The following is a 17491-nucleotide window of genomic DNA, read 5'->3' on the forward strand; positions in this document are numbered from 1 at the left end:
TTATTTTTTCTTTATGCAAGGCAAAAAAATCAAGCATAGCTATAGCTACGGTTTATTTTTTAAACGAAGTAGAAAGGAAAAAGAAACGATGAATATGCGAAATTTTTAGTTATAAATCGTATAAAAAACAACATATTTTTTTTTATGAGATATTCACTTTAAAAAAAAAAACGGCTATATACATTTTGTTTGTCGCTGTCAACAATAATATAGCTTAGATAACGTTATTGTATTTAGAATATTAATAATAAGTTAAAATCAAAACCTCTTTAATACTAAAAACAAATCTGGTTGTGGCTTTTTTTTGTGTATTGATTGAATTTTAGTTTCCTTCTTTCATTTTTGTAGGTTATTAATTGTTTTTGTATAAACTTAATGATTGATCATACAAAACTATGGCGAAAAACTACCAATTACATTGCTTTTTTATTTTCTTCTTCTCTTTTTATATCGGACATTCTCAACTTATAGGAACGACTATTGGCAGTGCTACAGATCTTGGGAATAATTGTTTTGAAATTACACCAAGTATTAAAGATCAGGTAGGTGGTGTCTGGTATGGTAATCCGATTAATTTTGATGAAGATTTCACAATAATTTATGAAGGTAATTTTGGTACTTTTGATGCTGATGGTGCCGATGGAATTGCGTTAGTGTTCAAGAACGATGCAACACCTGTTTTAGGTAATTTTGGAGAAGGAATTGGTTATGGGGGAATAAATCAATCTTTAGTTATAGAGTTAGATACTTTTCAAAACCCTACAAGTAATGATCCTACATTTGATCACGTAGCGATCACAAGAGATGGCAATACAGACCATGGAGATGCTACCAATCTTTCTGGACCAGTGCAAGCAAGTGCTACAGATATTAATATCGAAGATGGATTAGATCATTTGATAAAAATAGAATGGATTGCTGGAACTACTACATTGAATGTGTTTTTTGATTGTGATCTGCGATTGAGTTATACTGGAGATGTCAAGACTGATATTTTTTTCGGAGATGATACTGTTCATTTTGGTTTTGTATCTTCTACAGGTTTTTTCTTCAATTCTAATCAATTATGTTTTAATAGTATTTCCTTTGTTGAAGATTTGATTCTAAATGATACTACAATTTGTTTGGGAGATTCTGTTTTGGTTGATGTTACTTTATCTTCGGCAATTTCTTATAATTGGTCGCCTGTCGTTGGAGTAAGTGATCCTACGATTCCTAATCCAGAGCTTACCCCAACAACTACTACAAATTATGTAGTTACGATTACGGATCAGTGTGGCGATGTTTTTACCGAAGATATTCTGGTTACCGTAAATGACCTTTTGGGTACTGCTCCTTCATTAACAGATAGTACACTATGTATTGGAGACTCTGTTTCCGTTGATGCTACTACAATAAATGCAGTTTCCTATATATGGTCTCCCGCAGTGGGAGTCGATAACCCTATAAGCCCTATAGTTACATTATCTCCTACGACTACCACTACGTATACTGTTACTATTACCGGGCAGTGTGGAGATATTATCACAGAAGATGTGCTGATTACAATAGATGGTGCTTTGGGTACTACTCCTTTATTAACGGATAGCACGCTATGTGCAGGAGACTTTGTTTCTGTTGATGCCACTACGGTAAATGCAGTTTCTTATGCGTGGTCTCCTGCAGTAGGAGTTGATAACCCGATAAGTCCCGTAGTTATATTATCTCCTACTGTTACGACTACCTATACTGTTACGATCACTGGTCAGTGCGGAGATGTTATCACAGAAGATGTAGTAGTTTCAGTAGATGGTGCTCTAGGTACTCCTTCTTTGACAGATAATACGATATGTATTGGAGATTCCGTTTCTGCAGATGCTATTACAGTAAATGCAATCTCTTATGTGTGGTCTCCTGTAATTGGAGTAGATAACCCCATAAGTCCCATAGTTACATTATCTCCTACGACTACCACTACATATACTGTTACTATTACAGGACAGTGCGGAGATGTTGTCACAGAAGACGTGCTGGTTACAGTAACTCCTTTGTCAATTCCAAGTTTTGATCCCGTAGATCCTATATGTTTTGGAGATTCTTTGGCAGATTTACCCACTACAGATCTTAATGGGATCATGGGTAGCTGGTCTCCGGCAATTGATAATACAGTAACTACAACCTATACTTTTACTCCTCAAAATGGAAGTTGTTCAGAAATAGCGACACTTACTATTGATGTAAATTCTTTACCTGTAATTACCTTAGAAGAAGAATATCTTATTTGTAAAGATTCAGCTGGAAATAACATCCCCATAATTATTGCTACAGGTTTATCAAATATAGATTATACTTTTGAGTGGTTATTTAATGGTGTATTACTTTCTGGAGAAAATGTTGCTGATTTAAGCGTGCAACAACCCGGTTTATATGAGGTTAGGTTTACTGATATGACTACCAACTGTGAGAATGTAGCAACCACCGAGGTTATAGAAGTAACCCCTCCTGATAATTCGATTACCATAAACCAACTTACGGCTAATTTTTCTCAACGTAATACATTAGAAGTTGTCGTATCGGGTGATGACGGTTCTTTTGAATATCAATTAGATAATGGTCCCTGGCAGCGTAATAACATATTTACAGATATTCTGGATTGTGGTTTGCATACTATAACGGTAAGAGGAAATGGTCTTTGTAATAATTTGTCTGAATCTATTTTTTTATTGAACTATCCAAGATTTTTTACACCTAATAATGATTCATTTAATGACAGGTGGACTATAGATTGTGTCGCTGATCAGCCTGAAGCATCATTATTTATTTTTGATCATTATGGGAAATTACTAAGTGTTTTTAAGCCTTCAGAAAGTTCATGGGATGGCACTTATTTAGGACGTCCTTTGCCAAGTACTGATTATTGGTTTGTATTAGAATATAACGATCCCGAAGAAAGCATAATGAAAAAATTCCGAAGTCATTTTTCCTTAAAACGATAATACATTAATCCTTAATTAAAGATACTACACTAGTTTTGTATTTAACTTTCTTTAAGAAACTTGGATAAGCCCATTCTACGCAACATTTTTTTTTCAAAATTCCAGAAGAAATTAAATTGACCAAATAACCAACCAACAAGTAAAAGAAGGATTTGATATACGGGAAATATTAAAAATATTCTTACAGGCCAATATATCCATCCACTGGTAGACGCTCTATCCAATCCTAATAACGAAATAATCGGATCAGAAATTTTTGCAGCAGTAGAGCCAGTTATGGCAAAGGCAATAAAAATTGCTATTAACTCCCATCGGTAGTTAATCTTCCATTTTTTTTCTAATGCATTAAAGATTTTAAGTGTAAGTCCTAATAAAGGAATAAAAAAGAATAAAGTAATCAATGAGAGTGATAGAATATAGGCATCATCAGTCTCAGATAATTTTAAAACCGAAATAGTTAATCTTTTGCTTAGCAGGTAAGATGAAAATAACAAACCTATTAGTCCTAATAATGGGAAAATTAGTTGCCAGTTTGCTTTAATCTCCCAACGATCTTTAAATTTTTGCATAGTGTAAAATTACAACTAAAACTTTCTTTGTCAAAATCGTTGACCTCTGGTTGCTAAAAAACGTTGTCGATAACGCTGTTCAAAATATAAAAAGTAATTATATAATAAGTAATTTACCTCATATCCATAATGAATGCTAGATTCATAATTTATAGTTTGTATATACAAATTTGGATCAAATCGTTGTGGTTGTATTACTCTCTGGTTGTATTCTATGACATATTGTCTGTTTCTTATTTCCATAAATTGTTCAGAATAAAAGCCTCTAGGTCTCTGAGTGACAAGCCAAGTGTTAAAACCAGGTTCTATGATAATAATCTCATATTCAAGACTATCATTAGCAATCCTCAGTGTATCAGAAGATTTATCTACAGAGGAGGTATTTAAATTTCGATCCTGAATAGAGCTGCAACTAATAATAAAAGTTACGAGTAATATTATATAGATACAATTTTTCATTTTCTTTACTTGATTTCAATGTACAAAAAAACCGAAGAATAACCTCCGGCTTTAACGTTTTACTAAGAGCTTGTTTAAAAACCTTACTTCCTGAAAACAAATATTTTAAGAACCATAAGGTCACTTCAAATAATTCAAATATCCTGATATGCTCATGATTTCAAGTATACTCAGAACCTCAAACTATTGATTTTCAATTTATATTCTTTTTAAACATACTCTAAAAAAAAGTAATCTAAGTTTTTTCAATTCGACATAAAAAATGTTTTTTTTGAGTCAGTTTTTGACTTTTTCTTAGCTCGTAGTGCTACAATAAAGTGCGAAAAATATTTCAACTGATCAAAAAGCAGCTATTTTTCGCCAGAATCAAAAAAGTATAAACTGCATCAAAATATAATAGTAATTTTAATTTGTATAGGGGTTTAAAAATATATTATTTACCAAATAAACCTCCGATCAGTCCACCTAAACCACCTTTTTTCTGTCCTCCGCCAAGTACCATTCCTGCTACATCATCCAGAATACTACCATCTCCATCTGCATCGAGAAATGATTCAATAAGTGATTGTTGTTTAGATCCCTGACCTCCTCCAAGCATTCCTCCAAGCATATTGCTTAGTCCATTGGCATCAGAAACATTATTCTGTGCAGCTTGCTTACCAAGTACTCCCATTAATATAGGGGCAGCAACTTTGAGAATCTGACTAACAGAACTTGCGTCGATACCAGATTTCTGACTTAAAGCATTCTCGACAACTGGTTGCTTACCTCCCAGAATATGACCTAGGATTCCTGCTCCATCATTAGAGACACTGTCTTCAACTCCTCCTTCAAATAAACCTCCCAGGTTATCTAATATTCCACCACCAGCATGTTTTCCAGATAAGGCTCCTAATATTCCTGAAGCACCTTCTGGAGTAGACGCATTCTTTTGCATTGCACCCATAAGTACAGGCATAGCCATACTTAATAGGCTTCCTGTTTTATCGGTGGATTGTCCTGTTTGATTACTAACACCACTAATAATTTGTTTCCCTACAGGGCTATTTAAAAGATCTAAAATTCCAGACATGATTTATGTTTTTTATAATGTGATTTAAAGTTACATTTTTTATTAATAAAATTATAAAATAGGCATACTTTTATTTTGAAGATTAATAGATGAAAAGAGTATTTTATCGATAAAAGGAATATATTAAAAAAAACATCTTTTACCAAGGTAGGTAAAAGATGTTTTTAAATAAAAATATTATTTATAGTCTTACTTATTTCAGTATTGATATTATCTGATCCGCAAGTTCCTGACCAATTCGATCCTGAGCCTCACCTGTTGCAGCACCAATATGCGGGGTTAATGATATTTTATTGTTCATTAATACCTTGATAGCTGGGCTAGGTTCGTTTTCGAATACATCTAATCCTGCAAAACTTAATTTACCACTCTCTAGCGCTTCAACCAGAGCCACTTCATCAATGACACCTCCACGAGCAGCATTAATAAGACCAGCACCATCTTTCATTTGATCTATTTCTGCTTTACCGATAACATATTCTTTTTGGGCAGGAACGTGTAACGTGAAAAAATCTGACTCTTTTAAAACTTGCTCTTTAGAGACAGTTTCTATTTTAAAGTTTAGCGATTGTCCGTCAAAAAACTCTAAAGGGATGTCTACCTCTTCTATAAAAGGATCGTAAGCAACCACATTCATCCCTACACCAATTGCAATTTTTGCTGTAGCCTGACCAATACGCCCGATACCGATAACACCAAGAGTTTTTCCTCTTAACTCAATACCACCTGCATATGCTTTTTTAAGATTTTTAAATTTGCTATCACCCTCTAATGGCATATTACGATTAGAGTCATGAAGAAAACGCACGCTACCATATAGGTGTGCAAAAACTAACTCTGCTACAGAACCAGAGGAGGCAGCGGGAGTATTAATAACATGTAATCCTTTTTCACGGGCATACGCTACATCGATATTGTCCATACCAACTCCACCGCGACCAATGATTTTTAAAGAACTGCAATTGTCAATAATATCTGTTCTTACCTTTGTAGCACTGCGAACTAACAATACATTAATTTCATTTTCGTTAATGTAATCAACTAACTGATCCTGGGCTACAGTTGTAGTTTGTACTTCGAATCCAGCTTTTTCTAGCGCATCAATACCACTTTGAGATACACCGTCGTTTGCTAATACTTTCATTTTTAAGTTTTAAATTTAATAAGTTGATTATGCTTTTCTTTCTAAATCTCCCATAACATCTACAAGAGCAGCTACACTTTCTATTGTCATTGCATTATAAATACTAGCTCTGTATCCTCCCACACTTCTGTGACCATTTACACCGTTAATACCAGCTTCTTTCCACATGGCATCAAAAGTCTCTTTAAGATCTTCGTCTACTAATGAGAACGTTGCATTCATCATCGATCTATCTTCTTTGGCAGCAAAACCTTTGAATAATGGGTTTAGATCAATTTCTGAATAAATAAGTTTTGCTTTTTTCTCATTTTGCTCTTCGATAGCAGAAATACCGCCTAATTTTTTTAACCATCTTAAGGTAAGCATAGAAGTGTATACAGCAAATACAGGCGGAGTATTAAACATACTTCCTTTGCTAATATGTACTTGATAATCTAGCATAGATGGTATTTTTCTATCCATTTTTCCTAGAATATCTTCTTTGATAACAACAAGAGTGGTGCCAGCCGGTCCCATGTTTTTTTGTGCTCCGGCATAGATTAAACTAAATTTAGAAAAATCTAATTCTCTGGAAAAGATATCACTACTCATATCACATACCAGAGGAGCATTAGTTTCAGGGAAATTTTTTATCTGAGTGCCAAAAATGGTGTTATTACTTGTGCAATGCAGATAATCTAAATCTTCGGGGACTTCATAACCTTTTGGGATATAATTATAGTTGGCACCCTTTGATGAAGCAATTTCTATAACTTCTCCAAAGTTTTTAGCTTCCTTAACAGACTTATCACTCCAGCTTCCTGTATTAATATATCCAGCTTTTGATTGTAATAAGTTATAAGCTGCCATCAGGAATTGTGTACTAGCGCCGCCCTGAAGAAAGAGTACCTTATATCCTTTGCCTTCTAAACCTAATAATTCTAAAGCCAGATTACGAGCTTCCTCCATTACATCTACAAAATCTTTACTACGATGCGAAATCTCTAAAATGGATAGGCCAGAATTGTTAAAATCTAATACAGCCTGGGACGCCTCTTTAAATACTTCTTGTGGTAAAATACAAGGTCCTGCGCTAAAGTTATGCTTTTTCATCAGTAGTTTTTATCTTTTTATTTGTTACTTTTTTTTACTTTTTTTAACTGCTTTTAATCAAGTCTGAAAAAAACACCACAAAGGTGCTAATAATCTAATACAAAATCATTGTCAAAATGATAAAATATTTAATTAATTTTTGTTAAAAATTCAACAACATCGATATTATCTGCATAATCTGATATCAATGGGTATTGAGTCTTTCCGAAATCGATACTGTTTGCAGAAAAATCATTGCTTACAATGCATTGTATATTTTCTTTATTTAGCACTATTTTTTTTTGTAATTCATCTTGAGAAGCGTATGTTTCATAAAAAAGTGTTGCAATCGGAGATCCATAGCTCTCATCTTCTTTTAACATTAAAAAACCATTATCGAGAAGTTTATAATTACTCATTAAGTAGACTGCTTTATTGTAATCATAATTATTGGCATATTTAGCTCCGTTTATGATATCCTTGTATGGATATATTGATTTAAAAAATAAATCAAAATCATAGTCTTGTGGCACCATAAGTTTGGATACACTTCTGCAACCCAACCCAAAGTATCTGAATATATCTTCTCCCAATGCTTCCAATTGTTCTTTAGATTCATTTCCAGTCAGTATAGCAATAGAATTTCTGTTTTTACGAATGATATTAGGCTTATTACCAAAATAATGTTCAAAATATCTAGCAGTATTGTTACTTCCGGTGGCAATAATGGCATCAAAATCAGTAAACTTTTCATTAGAGAAAGTAATGAGTTCATTAAATCGTGGTTCTATTGCAATCAAACAAGAAGCCAAATAAGGTAACAATTGATTATCATTAGAAGATTGTTTGATTAAAACTCGATGTCCACTAATTAATACAGAAAGAAAATCGTGGAATCCAACCAATGGAATATTTCCAGCCATGATTATCCCGATGACTTTGGAAACGTTTTTTTCTGTCGAATAGTTGGATATCCAGTTTTCTATATTGTTTTTAGTTAGTGTATTAGCCCATTGTGATAAGGAGAATACTACATTTTCTTCGGTAAACCATCCGTTATAATGCTTTGCTGATTGTATTTTCTGAACCATTCCGTCAAAAAAATCTGGGTTGCATTTTACATTGCTAATATTCTCATAACCAGTATTTTTAAATTGCGTTAAGAACAGACCCAGTTCAGAAAAAGCTACAATTCTATCATTTAATACCATTTCTAATTTGTTTATCACTAGTTTACGAGTTATTTTTGTATTGCAAATTTAGAACAAAAAAAAGCTATGGCGATTATAATAACTGATGAATGTATAAATTGTGGTGCCTGTGAACCAGAATGCCCGAATACTGCAATTTATGAAGGTGCAGATGACTGGAGATATGCTGATGGTACAGATTTAGAAGGAGACGTTGTTCTTCCTGGAGGAAAAGCTGTAAATTCTGAAGAAGCTCAGGAACCTGTAAGTGATGAGCTTTATTATATTGTACCTGATAAATGTACTGAATGTAAAGGTTTTCATGAAGAACCGCAATGTGCTGCTGTTTGCCCGGTAGATTGTTGTGTACCAGATGAAGATGTGGTAGAAACCGAAGATTTTTTGTTACAAAAACAAGCTTTTATGCATAAATCATAAAAGTATTATTTAATAATTTTATCAAAAACCTGTCTGTTTAGACAGGTTTTTTTGTACTCATTTTTTAAATTTTAGTATTTTCGTTAAGAATTACAACCCAAATCTAAACAAGAAATTATGAAAAAAATAGCTGTATTTATTTTATTAGCATTACTATCTGTGAGTTCTTACAGTCAATATCGGTGGGAAGTTTCTGGAGGTCTTACCAGTTCCAGCTTAGATCTTGGTAATGTTGAAACCAATCGTGGAGTTGGGTTTTATGTAAATGCTGGGTATGGATATTTATCCGGTGTTCGTGCTAAGACCAGTTTTGTGTTTTCGCTGGATTTGGTACAACGATCGAGTGAGATTGAAGGTATCGGCGATGTAAAAGCATTACAAGTGGGATTCAATCCAAAATTTAGATATTTATTTAATAGGGGTAAAGATCGTTTCAGACCTTTTGTTAATGTAGGACCGTCTTTTAGATTCAATACAAGTTTTGAAATTGGTTCGCAAGAATTAGAAACAGAACAGTATGAACAATTAGTGATAGGTGGTGTCTATGGTGTAGGTTTTTCTCAAATGATAGGAGAGATGTTCGATATCTTTTTTGAGGCCGGTGCCATGAATGATTTTACGGATAACTTAAAAGATAATGATACTGCAATACTACAAACCGGAAGTAGTAAATTCTTTGATATCTATGCAAGAATAGGTGTTCGTTTTAGAATTTATGATGCCAGACGTTAAAAAAATAGTAATAAGATAATGAAAATCCCGCTTTTGCGGGATTTTTTTATTTGAGTATATTAATTTTTTGTAAATTAGGTACTTACAAGAAAAATAAAGGAATATACATATGCCAAATTGGGGATACATACTAATTATTATTCTCGTGTGCTATCTGGTAGCTAGTATCAGTCTATACTATTTACAGGAGTACTTTATTTTTAAACCGGAAAAACTAGATAAAGACTTTCAATTTCATTATAATAATCAAATTACAGAAGAGTATAATCTAGAAACCAGGGATGGAGCAGTTATTAATGGTCTCCATTTTAAAGTTAAAAACCCCAAAGGGGTTGTATTATATTTAAAAGGAAATTCTAAGAGTATCAGAGGTTGGGGTAAATTTGCTGTAGATTTTACAAGACATCAATATGAGGTAATTATGGTAGATTATCGAGGCTTTGGAAAAAGTACAGGCAGACGTTCTTTTAAAGCTATAAAAAGAGATCTTCAATTTGTTTATGACAAAATAAGAGAAAAAGTAGATGAAAAATACATTATAGTGTATGGTAGATCCATGGGATCTGGATTTGCAACAAAACTAGCCTCTATCAATAGTCCAAAAATGTTGATTTTGGACGCTCCCTATTATAGCCTGAGCAAGGTAGCGGGTAAATTTATTCCTTTTATGCCTATTTCATTGATAATGCGTTATCCGATACCTACCTATAAATGGTTAAAATATGTGAATTGCCCAATTCATATTATACATGGTACGCAGGATAAATTAATTCCGTTTAGCTCCAGTATTAAGTTATCAAAAATAAAACCTAAACTCACTCGATTATATACAGTGATTGGCGGAGGTCATAAAAATCTGAATAATTTTGAATCATATCACAAAATGCTTGGAGAGATTATTAATTCTAAGGTGAAGAAAATAAATTTATCCAACACGAGTATTGGTATAAAACATTCTGAAAAAAAAGTAAATGTCCAGACTTAAGAAATCTATGTTCTGGATATTTTTGATATATTTTATGGGTCTAAGTTTTGTCTATATTTTTCAAAAAAAAATTATTTTTCAGTCTAAAAAACTAGCTGCAGAATCTACATTTCAGTTCAACAATCCTTTTGAAGAATTCTTTTTAGAAACAGCTGATGGCGAGCAGCTGAATGCCGTGCATTTTAAGAATGAAAACCCAAAAGGAATAATTCTATATTTTCATGGTAATAGGGGGAATCTTTCCAGATGGGGAGTTATAACATCTTTTTTTGCCAGAAAAGAATACGATGTTATTGTCATGGATTATAGAGGTTATGGTAAGAGTACAGGCGAGATAACAGAAAAAAAATTATATAATGATGCCCAGTTGTTTTATGAATATGTCTTAACAAAATATCCAGAAGATAAGATTATACTCTATGGTAGATCATTAGGTACGGGAATTGCTATAAAGATTGCATCTATTAATAAGCCAGGTAATTTGATATTAGAAACTCCATATAATACAATGGAAGAGGTAACTAGGCATTGGTTACCAATTTTTCCGGTAAAAAAATTATTAAAATTTAAGTTTCCTTCAAAGGATTTTATCAAAAAAGTTTCTTGCCCGGTGACTATTTATCACGGCACTGATGATAGGGTAGTACCTTATGCTTCTGGGATGAAGTTATATAATGGGATACCAGCTACAAATAAAGAAATGATTTCTGTAGAAGGAGGATCACATAATAACCTAATTCATTTTGATGAATATACGACTACTATTGATCGTATTTTAAAAAAATAAACCGTATTACTCTCTGTAGTTAAGAAGTAATACGGCTCATATTTTTTTAAGTCTGTTATATTTTAGAACTTATAATTTAAGGATAAATTAAGCATAGTTCCTAATTGGCTAAAATGATAGCCGTCGTATGACATCTGAGAATATCTGCCATTAAAAGTGATAAGATTAAAAGCTGTTTTTTCTGCCGCAGGATCATTAAGTACAGCAGTCCCCGTAGGAGTAAGTGCTTTAAATTCCCATTCTGGTAATACATCAAGTACATTATTGACATTTAGTGCGATTGTTATTCTTTCAGTCGCATTATAATTAATGGCTAGATCCGTTACTACTTTGGTCATGAATTCTACACCCAGATCAGACCCTCCATCACTGTCATCAGCATTACCACCAACTAGAGATTCTAAATTTTGCAAGCCTTGATTTCTAAATTTGGTAGGACCAAACAAAGTGTTATTCAATGAAAATCCAAATTTACCAATATCGTAATTAGCTCCCAGGATTGCTTTAAATTCTGGTCTTGAAGTAAAAAATAAGGCTTCTTGAGTATCATTTACTACAGATTGACCTGCTTGTTCTACGAGTATAGGGTTATTAACAGCCCCGTCTCTCTCATTTTGGAGTGTATAATTAGCAGATAAGCTAAAGTTAAGTTTTCCTGGTCCTAATTCTATATTTTTGTAATTAGCAACCAAATCAATCCCGGAAGTTCTGGTATCAATTGCATTGACAAAAAAGCTTACATCAGATAAGTTATTATCTCTAAGTACATCATCTAAAGATGTTGTACCAATGTTATTACCATTAGCATCTAGTTCTGTAGCCCCAATTTCTGTACTCAAAACTATTCTATCTCTAACTTCAATATTGTAATAATCGATAGTAAAGTTTATGTTTTTATTGATTTTGGCTCCAATACCTACCGTAATATTCGTAGACTCTTCTGCATCTAGCTGTGGGATATCTAATAATCTGGCTTGTGGAGAAACATTATTAACTAATCCTCCTACTTGAATTCCCTGACCGGGAACAAAAGAAAACTGAGCTCTTTGTGTATATATTTGATGCAAGGTAGGAGCTCTGAATCCTGTTGATATAGACCCGCGAAGTGTAAGCTTATCTTCTAAAAATTTGTAACGAGAACTTAGTTTCCAAACAAAAGCTTCACCAAAATCACTATAATCTTCAAGTCTCGCGGTTCCGTTAATTAAAAAATCTTTTGTAATGTCTGCCGAAATATCAAAATATCCCCCAAAATTGTATCGATTAAATTTACCAGAATTTTCTGGTCGATTACCTCCAAAAGAATCAGAACCACCACCATCATAAGATGCGAGGTTTCCTTCTATAATTTCAAAAACTTCGGTTCTGAACTCAGCACCAACACCAATACTAACATAATCAGAAATAGTTTTTGCAATATCAATATTTCCTACGCTATGTGTAAATTTAGTTCCTCCCGGATCAAATGATAATGGGCTGTTTTCTCTATACAAATCTGTACCTCCAATTACCTCGCCAGGGTCGACAATACCATCCGAGTTTGCATCGTCCCAGGTCAAAGGTGATAATACAGTATTACCATTATGGGTGTTATTCACAGAATATGCCTGAGAATTTCCTCCAGTGGTATAACTAAGGTCATAATTCCAACCATTTTTTTTGGTTTTATATCCTATAGTGGCATTGTAATCATTTAGATCACCTTCAAAAGTTGGAAGATACCCATCATATGCGCCACCTGGTCCATTCGGAAAAAAATCTGATAAATACGGAAAATCCTGAATATCTCTCCAATAGGGAGTTCTGTAATTAGCAAAACTATTTACTTTTTTATAAACATAGGCAGCATTCATATAGATATCAGTATTTTCGTTAAGAGTATATCCTCCATTAACCAAAAATTTTGCAGCTGCTGTTTCTGGTGATCCATTAATATTTCCTGCGTCGGGGCGTCTAGCCAGGAAATTATTGATGTCTTCCAATCTTTCGCCAACTCTTGTTCCTCCAAAATCTGCAAATTCTCCTTCTGCATCCACGTCTCCCGGGCGATTAGATAAACTTACCTTAGAAAAATCTACAGTGTAGTTAAAAAAACCTTGATCTTCTCCAATAGAAGTTCCGTTATTTACACTGATACCTATGGTCTCCCCATCTCCTTCAGAAGTGATACCTGTCCTTAAGGTTGCGTAACCATCCTTGTAACTATCTTTAAGAATAATGTTCATTACACCAGCGATCGCATCAGATCCGTATTGGGCAGAAGCACCATCCCGTAGTATTTCTACACGTTTGATTGCATCTGTAGGTATTGCAGAAATATCAGACCCGGTTTCTCCTCTACCAGGAGAAGTCTGTGTGTATAACAATGAACTAAGATTTTTACGTTTTCCATTGATAAGAATCAATGTTCTACTAGGTCCCATGTTTCTTATTTCATAAGGGTCTAATAGTGAAGTAGCATCGTTAACAGGTGTCTGTACAGTATTAAAAGACGGGATTTTGTACTGTAATGCCTTGTCAAAAGTGATTTGTCCTGTAGAAGCTAGTTCTTTTGCAGGAAGTACATCAACAGGAAGAGAAGATGTTGTATTACTTCTTGGTAATGCTCTAGAACCTACCAGGATAATTTCATCAAGCTGCGAACCACTGATCATTGTAATATCAATAACTGTCTGGGTTCCTACTTTTACCTCTTTACTTTCAAATCCAATAAAGCTAAAAACTAAAATATCTTCTGGGGTTGCTTCAATAGTATATAAGCCATTAAAATCAGAAGATGTACCACTATTTGTACTTTTTATAATAATATTTACTCCAGGCAAAGGTTGACCTTCTGCGTCGGTAATTGTTCCCGTGACAGTAGTCTGAGCAAACAAAATATTGATAAAAAGAGTAAATAAGATGAATGTGAATTTTTTCATATATGAGTAATTAAAATTGGTTTATGCGCCTAAATATATCTATAAAATATTGAAGAAATCTCTATAAGAATTATATTATTAATTATTTAGTGAATAATTAGTAAAACATTTAAAAAGTCAATTATACTTGTTGTTTATTACACATATCGAAATAGTTTTTTAACCTTTAAGAGATCTCGATAAAAGCTATTATTATTTCTTGATTTGAATTTTATACTTAAATACTACTTATTTCTTGTTGTTTTTAAGTACAGGTTTTTCAAAATTATCGATCTGATTAGGTTTTTTTTCTATTAAAATAAAAAGGGAGGTACTACTATATCTCAATAATTATTCATTAAACGCATAGAATTTGACTTTATAGTGTCATTAAGCTGTTTTTATATCTTATAATTTTACATGAATGAAAAAATTATGGATGAAAAATAGGGAATTCATCTGTTAAGATTATAATGACAAAAAATAAGGAAAAAAAGGAAGTTTTAGAACTTCTAAACAAAAAAGAAATGAATAGCGTTAAAAGTAAACAACAAGAGGTAGGAATGATTCGATTAAAAAAATATAAAAACAATCCTGTTTTAAAACCTAATCCAGAAAATGACTGGGAAAATCTAGTCGTTTGTAATCCTGGTGTATGGTATGAAAATGGAGTATTCTCAATGCTTTACAGAGCAGCAGGTAATGATAAGGAGCATTATATAAGATTTGGTTTAGCAACGAGTACTGATGGGGTTAATTTTACTAGAGTTTCGGATGAACCTGTATTTTATCCCAGTTCTGATGGTCCGGATATGGGTGGTGTAGAAGATGCTCGTATTGTTAAATTTGATGATGAGTTTTATATTACCTATGCGTATAGACCTTTTCCTCCAGGACAATATTGGAAGTTTGATCATGATGTTGTCTTGCTTCCGAAATCAGGGGAAAACACACCTTTGGTTTATAAAAATAATATTGCCAATTCTGGATTGGCGATTTCAAAAGATTTGAGGAATTTTAAACGGTTGGGAAGGATTACAACCTCTAATTTAGATGACCGAGATGTCATCCTGTTTCCAGAAAAGATACATAATAAATTTGTGATGTTACATCGACCCAAGGAATGGATAGGTGAGGAGTACGGAGTAGATAATCCTGCTATCTGGATACGATTTTCTGAAGATTTAATGGTCTGGGAAGAAAAAAGTGTTTTACTTTTGAGGGGAATTAATGGAACTTGGGAAGAAAAAATCGGAGGAAGTACACCGCCATTAAAAACCAAAGATGGCTGGCTGGTAATTTATCACGGAGTAGAAAATGGAGGACAAGGGTATTATAGAGTAGGTGCTGCCCTCTTAGATCTTGAAGACCCGACAAAAGTAATAGGAAGATTAAAAGACTGGATTATGGAGCCAGAACACGATTATGAAATAGAAGGATATTATAATGGATGTGTGTTTCCTACAGGAAATACTATTATAGATGACACCTTATATGTATACTATGGAGCAGCTGATAAATATATTGGTCTTGCAACTTGTGACATAAATGTACTTCTAAAACAGCTTAACGATAGTTTTAATGTATAGGATTATATTTTCACTTTTATTTTTTTTTAATACAAATGTTTTTTGTCAAGAAAAGATAGGAAACAATATTCCGGAAATTTCTTTTTTGGAGGATAATACAATTGATGCTCCATTTATAGGTCACGGTGTGCAATGGTCAGCCTATCCTCATGCAGATTCAGACACGGCAGAATGGGGATTATTAATGACAGATGATAAGTGGAAAGAATTGTATAAGAGACTGGATTATCTACAACCTCATATCATAAGGGTAATGGATGTTGCATCCTGGCGTTATTATAAAGGATTGGATACTGAGGGTGTACCTATCATAGATTATAATACTCAAGAAGTAAGGAGTCTATATAAATTACTCGATTATTGCCAGCACAAAAATATTAAAGTCTTATTTGGAGAATGGGGAACTCCTGGTTTCTGGAATAAAGATAAAAGTATTCCTGGTATTTATCGTGCAGATGATGATCGCTGGATTTCAATGATAATAGGATATCTTAAACATCTCATAATCGATAAAGGATATACTTGTATTGCATATTATAATTTGGTGAATGAGCCTAATGGGTTTTGGGCATCTACCGATGGGGATTGGGATCAATGGAGCAAGGGTTTTCTTAAATTAGACGCTGCTCTTAGAAAAAATGATTTATTAAAATATGTAAAATTAGTGGGGCCTGATGCCGTGGTTCAATGGGATCATCCCACACACCCAAAGAAGGCTTTGGATTGGGTATACTCGACGATTCATGAATTAGGTAGTGTAAATGCTATGTTTGATATTCATATGTATGCAGATCAACAATTGGTACGAACAGGAAATCTTGAACAATTTTTATCTCCAATGCATGAGGCTGCAAAAGATAAGAAAAAACCATTTATTCTTGGGGAATTAGGAATGAAGTATACAGGAGAATTAGCTGTAGAAAATAAAAAAAGAGGAAAAGCAGACCCTCAAGCAGGAGCAGATGATTCATCCATGTTTGTGTATGATTATTTCTATGGTGTTGATATGGCTGACGCTACAATACAAAGTATGCTAGCTGGTTTTGGGAGTGCTATTGCATGGGATCTGGATGATGCCATGCATACCGTGGATGATAAGGGAGATAAAACGCAGTTAAAAAAGTGGGGGATGTGGAATATTTTAGGTGAAGAATTATACAACAATCCAAAAGATTTAGTGCCTAGACCCTGGTCTTATGTTTGGACTCTATTATGCAATCTATTACCTCCGGATTCAATAATTATAAAAGCTAAGAGCTCGCTAAATGATAAAAGCGTGCGGTGTGTTGCAGCAAAAAAAGATATCGATTTTACAGCTATTGTAGTTAACCAGTCTAAGCAATTAAAAAAATACTATCTACGTACAGATGTTGATACCCTTCCAGAAAAGTTGTATTTGTATGAATATTCCGAAAATTATAGACCAGTCAATAAAGATAACTTTCCTGTATATTCAAAAGTTTTAAAATATAAAAGTACAGAAGGAGGTATATATCTAGAAATAAAGCCTAATAGTGTAGTTTTTGTAAGCACTATTTTGGTCAATTGATTTTTAATGATATAATTCAGTTTTAAAATAC

At 33.4% G+C, this 17491-nt stretch carries 14 protein-coding genes; 7 read left to right on the forward strand and 7 right to left on the reverse strand.

Annotated elements, in window-relative coordinates; all coding sequences use genetic code 11:
- Positions 1-395 precede the first annotated feature (395 nt).
- Positions 396-2975 carry a T9SS type B sorting domain-containing protein gene (locus F0000_RS19815; RefSeq protein WP_149626463.1) on the forward strand — a complete coding sequence of 860 codons (2580 nt, stop codon included), beginning with the start codon at positions 396-398 and terminating at the stop codon, positions 2973-2975.
- A 41-nt stretch (positions 2976-3016) separates the two neighbouring features.
- Here F0000_RS19815 and F0000_RS19820 read toward each other — a convergent pair whose 3' ends face one another.
- The 6 genes from F0000_RS19820 to F0000_RS19845 form a co-directional block, all read right to left on the reverse strand.
- Positions 3017-3544 carry a DUF6787 family protein gene (locus tag F0000_RS19820; protein WP_149626464.1) on the reverse strand — a complete coding sequence of 176 codons (528 nt, stop codon included), beginning with the start codon at positions 3542-3544 and terminating at the stop codon, positions 3017-3019.
- 30 nt (positions 3545-3574) lie between these two features.
- A complete protein-coding gene (locus tag F0000_RS19825) occupies positions 3575-4003 on the reverse strand; it encodes a DUF6146 family protein (protein WP_149626465.1) in 429 nt (142 codons plus the stop codon).
- Between the two features lie 433 nt (positions 4004-4436).
- Positions 4437-5075 (reverse strand): DUF937 domain-containing protein, encoded by a 639-nt coding sequence (locus F0000_RS19830; RefSeq protein ID WP_149626466.1) that lies wholly within the window; start codon positions 5073-5075, stop codon positions 4437-4439.
- 193 nt (positions 5076-5268) lie between these two features.
- The gene (locus F0000_RS19835; protein WP_149626467.1) at positions 5269-6219 is read right to left on the reverse strand and encodes a D-2-hydroxyacid dehydrogenase; all 951 of its coding nucleotides are present in this window, start codon (positions 6217-6219) and stop codon (positions 5269-5271) included.
- Between the two features lie 27 nt (positions 6220-6246).
- Complete coding sequence (gene serC, locus F0000_RS19840) at positions 6247-7311, reverse strand: 3-phosphoserine/phosphohydroxythreonine transaminase (RefSeq protein ID WP_149626468.1); 1065 nt, start codon at positions 7309-7311, stop codon at positions 6247-6249.
- A gap of 128 nt (positions 7312-7439) precedes the next feature.
- Positions 7440-8501, reverse strand: a complete 1062-nt coding sequence (locus F0000_RS19845; RefSeq protein ID WP_149626489.1) for an acyl-CoA reductase — start codon at positions 8499-8501, stop codon at positions 7440-7442.
- A gap of 66 nt (positions 8502-8567) precedes the next feature.
- Here F0000_RS19845 and F0000_RS19850 point away from each other — a divergent pair, with 66 nt between their 5' ends.
- The 4 genes from F0000_RS19850 (at position 8568) to F0000_RS19865 (ending at position 11422) form a co-directional block, all read left to right on the forward strand.
- On the forward strand, positions 8568-8918 hold the full coding sequence (locus F0000_RS19850) for a 4Fe-4S dicluster domain-containing protein (RefSeq protein WP_149626469.1): 351 nt from the start codon (positions 8568-8570) through the stop codon (positions 8916-8918).
- Positions 8919-9035: 117 nt separating this feature from the next.
- The gene (locus F0000_RS19855) at positions 9036-9650 is read left to right on the forward strand and encodes an outer membrane beta-barrel protein (protein ID WP_149626470.1); all 615 of its coding nucleotides are present in this window, start codon (positions 9036-9038) and stop codon (positions 9648-9650) included.
- Positions 9651-9759: 109 nt separating this feature from the next.
- Positions 9760-10635, forward strand: coding sequence for an alpha/beta hydrolase (locus tag F0000_RS19860; RefSeq protein WP_149626471.1), 876 nt, complete (start codon positions 9760-9762; stop codon positions 10633-10635).
- A complete protein-coding gene (locus F0000_RS19865; RefSeq protein ID WP_149626472.1) occupies positions 10622-11422 on the forward strand; it encodes an alpha/beta hydrolase in 801 nt (266 codons plus the stop codon). The genes F0000_RS19860 and F0000_RS19865 overlap by 14 nt, the downstream gene beginning before the upstream one ends.
- A 62-nt stretch (positions 11423-11484) precedes the next feature.
- Here the strand turns inward: F0000_RS19865 and F0000_RS19870 are convergent, their stop codons facing one another.
- Positions 11485-14343 (reverse strand): TonB-dependent receptor, encoded by a 2859-nt coding sequence (locus tag F0000_RS19870; RefSeq protein WP_149626473.1) that lies wholly within the window; start codon positions 14341-14343, stop codon positions 11485-11487.
- 506 nt (positions 14344-14849) lie between these two features.
- Here F0000_RS19870 and F0000_RS19875 point away from each other — a divergent pair.
- Complete coding sequence (locus tag F0000_RS19875) at positions 14850-15911, forward strand: glycosidase (protein WP_149626474.1); 1062 nt, start codon at positions 14850-14852, stop codon at positions 15909-15911.
- Complete coding sequence (locus F0000_RS19880; protein ID WP_149626475.1) at positions 15904-17460, forward strand: cellulase family glycosylhydrolase; 1557 nt, start codon at positions 15904-15906, stop codon at positions 17458-17460. The genes F0000_RS19875 and F0000_RS19880 overlap by 8 nt, the downstream gene beginning before the upstream one ends.
- Positions 17461-17491 lie beyond the last annotated feature (31 nt).

This window comes from Aquimarina sp. RZ0 (assembly GCF_008370685.1).
GTDB lineage: Bacteria > Bacteroidota > Bacteroidia > Flavobacteriales > Flavobacteriaceae > Aquimarina.